Origin of the sequence: uncultured Campylobacter sp. (assembly GCF_937890585.1) — a bacterium.
Taxonomy (GTDB): Bacteria; Campylobacterota; Campylobacteria; order Campylobacterales; family Campylobacteraceae; genus Campylobacter_A.
Genome location: NZ_CALACG010000330.1, coordinates 1 through 1,034, shown reverse-complemented (window position 1 = coordinate 1,034; position 1,034 = coordinate 1). Strand labels below are relative to the sequence as shown.

The 1,034-nt window shown below is 40.1% G+C and carries 1 protein-coding gene; it reads left to right on the top strand.

Translation table 11 applies throughout. From position 1 onward, the window contains the following. Window positions 1-8: 8 nt before the first annotated feature. Window positions 9-1,010 carry a beta-ketoacyl-ACP synthase III gene (locus Q0296_RS09875; protein ID WP_298040092.1) on the top strand — a complete coding sequence of 334 codons (1,002 nt, stop codon included), beginning with the start codon at window positions 9-11 and terminating at the stop codon, window positions 1,008-1,010. The last annotated feature ends 24 nt before the right edge of the window (window positions 1,011-1,034 follow it).

Genomic DNA, 1,034 nt, shown 5'->3' with positions numbered 1-1,034 from the left:
GTAGAGTAATGCAAGGCATTGGAATAAAAGGAATGGGATATTATGTGCCAGAAAATGTGTTTACAAATTTTGATTTTGAAAAAATGGTCGACACGAGCGATGAATGGATAGTGAAGCGAACTGGTATAGAGCAAAGACATATCGCAACGACTGAGATAACAAGCGATCTTGGCACAAAAGCTGCCGAGCTAGCTATAAAACGCTCAGGACTTGAAAAATCACAAATCGATGCAGTGATATGCGCTACGATATCTCCAGATCATCTTTGCATGCCTTCAACAGCTTGTAAGATAGCTGCAAATTTAGGTTTAAATTTTGGCATTACAGCTTTTGATATAAGTGCAGCTTGCACGGGATTTATCTATCTTTTGGAGCTTGCAAATTCCCTTGTTACAAGTGGTGTTAAGAAAAATGTTTTAATCATAGGAGCTGAAAAACTAAGCTCGATGATCGACTACACAGACAGAAGCACTTGCATACTATTTGGTGATGGAGCAGGAGCTGCTGTGATAAGTGCTAGCGAAGAAAACGAGATCATCGACGTCCACACTGCGAGCGACGGCAGACAGGCTGAACTTTTGATAACTCCAGGATGTGGCAGTGCATTTCCAGCTAGCGAAGAGACACTAAAAAATAGACTAAATTTCATCCACATGAGCGGAAATGAGGTCTTTAAGATAGCAGTTCAAACACTTAGCAAAAGCGTGATAGAAATTTTGCATGCAAACAAAATGCAAAGCGAAGATATCGACTTTTTCATACCTCATCAAGCAAATATCAGGATAATAGACGCCGTAAAAAATAGGCTAAATTTCACTGACGAGCAGTGCGTTTTGACAGTTGCAAAATACGGCAACACAAGCTCCGCTTCGATCCCGATGGCGATAAATGATGCTTACGAAGATGGACGCATTAAAAATGGTTCAGTTTTGCTTCTTGATGCATTTGGCGGTGGTTTTACTTGGGGTTCTTCTCTACTTAAATTTGGTGGCGAAAATTTCAGTAGGTAAAATTGCTTCTATTCGCTTTAATAG